This window comes from Chryseobacterium sp. VD8 (assembly GCF_037149975.1).
In the GTDB taxonomy this organism is placed as follows: domain Bacteria; phylum Bacteroidota; class Bacteroidia; order Flavobacteriales; family Weeksellaceae; genus Chryseobacterium; species Chryseobacterium indicum.
The window spans coordinates 1-3,198 of record NZ_JBBCQL010000340.1; the positions used below are offsets into that span (position 1 = coordinate 1).

Here is a 3,198-nt window from a genome sequence, read left to right on the forward strand (position 1 = left end):
GCGTTCCAGCTTGTAGTTACCATATATTTTCTTCCGCCAAGCATTCCTCCCGTTCCGTAATTGATCTTTGGATTATCGGCGCTTCTTCCGTCGCTCATATAAATTCCTTTGGCGTGTCCTGCGGTGAAGACTTCATCGATATATTTTTTAAGACCATTGGGTAACTGGAACCACCAGATCGGAGTGTGGTAAATGATGTAATCTGCCCATACAAATTTTGCCACTTCTTCATTTTTATCATACCCTTCGTCTACGTTAGTGATCTTTACTTCTACATTTTCAAAGCTCTTAAGTACTTCCAAAGTGTTCTCTGCGATGGTCTGGTTATATTTTCCTCCGGAATGTCCGAAATTCTGTCCCCCGTTAATAATTAATACTTTTTTCATTGCTTTTATGATTGTTTAAATTTTACAGAGACAAAGGTATTGGCTAAATTGCTATAAGAAAAATAATAAAAATCATAGCTAAGTATTATTTAAATGATAATTAATATATGTGGTTGATTATCAGTTTTTTATTTTAAATATAGACCGCCTTTATCGCTTTCATTGATGCTGAAAATATTAGAATCATGATTATTTGGGTACATTTGCATCATAAAAGTAATACCTATGGTTAATTTAGAATGGTACAGAACTTTTAAGGCAATCTATAAAACAGGAACGCTTACCGAAGCTGCGGATACGCTGTTTATTTCGCAACCGGGTGTAAGTCTGCATCTCAGTTCACTTGAAGCGTATGTCGGGTATAAGTTATTCGACAGAACCGGAAGGAGAATGATTCCTACGGAAAGAGGAAAGGTTTTGTATAATGCGATTACGGAACCTTTGGCAAAACTGGAAGAGGTGGAAAAAAACTTTCAGAAATCGACGGAGAAACTCACACCTACCATCAGTGTCGGCATGTGTTTTGAAACCTTTCAGACAACACTGGAGCAGTACGTTTCCAGCCTGCCGTTCAATCTGATCATCAGTTTCGGGGAATACCGCGAAATGCTCGATCAGCTGGACAAAGGAATTTTAGATTTAATCATTACTCCCAAAAAAGGAGTTTCGCCGAATATTGAGCATGAAGCATTTTCTTCCGAACAGATCATTCTTGTAGGAGGAAAAGAGGTTGATAAAGAGCAGTTTGAAATTATTTTAAATGAAAAGGGAATCGAACACGCGGAAGAATGGCTGAAAAACGAAAAATGGTACGGTACAGCAGGAGATATGGAGCATCTTTTTCAGTTTTGGATCCTGAATTTCGGGCATAAACCGAACTTCCGTCCCAATTATATCGTTCCGAACCTGAATTCAATTGTGCGTTGTCTGAAAGGCGGAACGGGTTTGGCGGTGGTTCCGGATTTTCTCTGCAAAAAAGAAATTGAAAACGGAGAAGTGCAACTGATCTGGGAAGGCGAAAAACCATTAAAAAACACGCTGCATTTCGGATGCCGGAAGAAGACCAATTATCAGACGGAGATCGATCACATCAAAGAACTTTTCAGGAAGATGATGGGGAAAGAAATTGAGATTTAACAAATTATAAATAGATAAATAACAAGTATGCAAAAGAAAACATACACAGGGCAGCCTGTAATTACACTGAACAACGGAGTGGATATTCCGGCTTTAGGATTCGGGGTTTGGCAGATGGAAGATATGCAGGAATGTGAAAATGCGGTGATCATGGCCATTGAAACCGGCTACAGAATGATCGACACGGCTTCCATTTACCAGAATGAAACCGCAGTAGGAAATGCGATTAAAAACAGCGGAACAGACCGTGAAGAATTATTCATTACTTCAAAACTTTGGGTTCAGGATACTTCTTATGAGCAGGCAAAATGGGCTTTTCAGAGAACTTTAGACAGGCTACAGCTAGATTATCTTGATATGTACCTTATTCACTGGCCGTATTCTGATTTTAAAGGAGCATGGAAAGCGATGGAAGAACTTTATCAGGAAGGAAAAATAAAAGCTATCGGAGTTTGTAATTTCCCGGAAGATAAAATGGAGGAATTAAAAGCGGATGCAACGGTACTTCCTGTCATCAACCAGATCGAGCTGCACCCGATTTTCCAGCAGAAAGAACTTCAGGTGTACGACAGGGAAAATAACATCATCACGCAGCCATGGAGTCCGCTCGGAAACGGAAACGCCGGATTACTGGATAATCAGGATCTTAAATCAATCGGCGAAAAATACGGTAAAACGGTGGCGCAGGTAATTTTAAGATGGCATTTACAGGAAGGATTCTGTGTGATTCCTAAATCGGTTACCCCTTCCAGAATTGAAGAAAACTTCAATGTTTTTGATTTTGAATTAACTGAAGATGAAATGAATGTGGTTCGTTCTTTAGACACCGGAAAAAGATTATTCTTCGATCCGAAAGATCCGGAATGGGAGCAGAAAATGTTGAAATCGGTAGCGGATATTTAAGATCTGGAATTTTGTTTTAAACCGTTTTCATTAAAAGTTTGTTTAGACTTTTATTTAACCGCAAAAGACGCAAAAGATCTATTAAATTTTTTATTTAAAGCTGATCATTATCAATGAAAAAGCTCACCATAGTTTTTAAAAATCTTTGATTTTTATTCTTTTGAGCACTTTGATTATTACATAAATTCGCTTTAACATTATCTTTTGTCCCTTTTGCAGTTAATTCTGTTTTAACTAAAAAGAAGTAATAATTATTTATTGCTTCTTTTTTTATTTAAAAATATCATTTAACTTTACGATGATACTAAAAAACTAAAATTATGGATACAAAAGTAAATCAGCAGATCACCGATGCGGTCACTCAGACTAATGTAAAAGTTTTAGGGGAGGCTCCTGCAATAGCAATGGGAAATCTTTATCAGTCTATGGCACATTCTACAGGCATACTTTTTCAGAATGCAGTAAGCGCTCAGAATCAGCAGAATATATTGGCTCAGGCTGCTACGACACAAGGTGTAATGCAGATTTACAGCATCGATACAGTTGCGGATGCGATTTCCATTACAAAAATATTGAATCCGGGCTCCTGAATATTCAAAAATTTTTAAATAACCTGATTTCAGGATAAGTCTTCTTAAACGCAAGGATTTCTATGTTAATAAGCAAGGAAAATTTGAATTTTTTGTTGATAAAAATTCTTTCTGTGACAAATAAGGCTGTTGTCTTTTGATGACAGCCATTATTCTGTGCACCAATTTGTTTCTTATGGCGT

The 3,198-nt window shown here is 37.3% G+C and carries 4 protein-coding genes; 3 read left to right on the forward strand and 1 reads right to left on the reverse strand.

What is annotated here, in order from left to right:
- The coding region (locus WFK35_RS21695; RefSeq protein ID WP_336734634.1) for an NAD(P)H-dependent oxidoreductase at positions 1 to 386 on the reverse strand (386 nt) is incomplete at its 3' end.
- Positions 387 to 611: 225 nt separating this feature from the next.
- On the opposite strand from WFK35_RS21695, the gene WFK35_RS21700 reads away from it, so the two are divergent.
- The 3 genes from WFK35_RS21700 (at position 612) to WFK35_RS21710 (ending at position 3,016) form a co-directional block, all read left to right on the forward strand.
- A complete protein-coding gene (locus tag WFK35_RS21700) occupies positions 612 to 1,523 on the forward strand; it encodes a LysR family transcriptional regulator (RefSeq protein WP_336734636.1) in 912 nt (303 codons plus the stop codon).
- Between the two features lie 27 nt (positions 1,524 to 1,550).
- Complete coding sequence (locus WFK35_RS21705) at positions 1,551 to 2,426, forward strand: aldo/keto reductase (RefSeq protein WP_336734638.1); 876 nt, start codon at positions 1,551 to 1,553, stop codon at positions 2,424 to 2,426.
- 320 nt (positions 2,427 to 2,746) lie between these two features.
- Positions 2,747 to 3,016 carry a RebB family R body protein gene (locus tag WFK35_RS21710; RefSeq protein WP_336734640.1) on the forward strand — a complete coding sequence of 90 codons (270 nt, stop codon included), beginning with the start codon at positions 2,747 to 2,749 and terminating at the stop codon, positions 3,014 to 3,016.
- The last annotated feature ends 182 nt before the right edge of the window (positions 3,017 to 3,198 follow it).

What these genes read in the sequence shown, in the direction of transcription:
- WFK35_RS21700 (WP_336734636.1), top strand. Translation starts at nt 612, where the DNA reads ATGGTTAATTTAGAATGGTACAGAACTTTTAAGGCAATCTATAAAACA.
- WFK35_RS21705 (WP_336734638.1), top strand. Translation starts at nt 1,551, where the DNA reads ATGCAAAAGAAAACATACACAGGGCAGCCTGTAATTACACTGAACAAC.
- WFK35_RS21710 (WP_336734640.1), top strand. Translation starts at nt 2,747, where the DNA reads ATGGATACAAAAGTAAATCAGCAGATCACCGATGCGGTCACTCAGACT.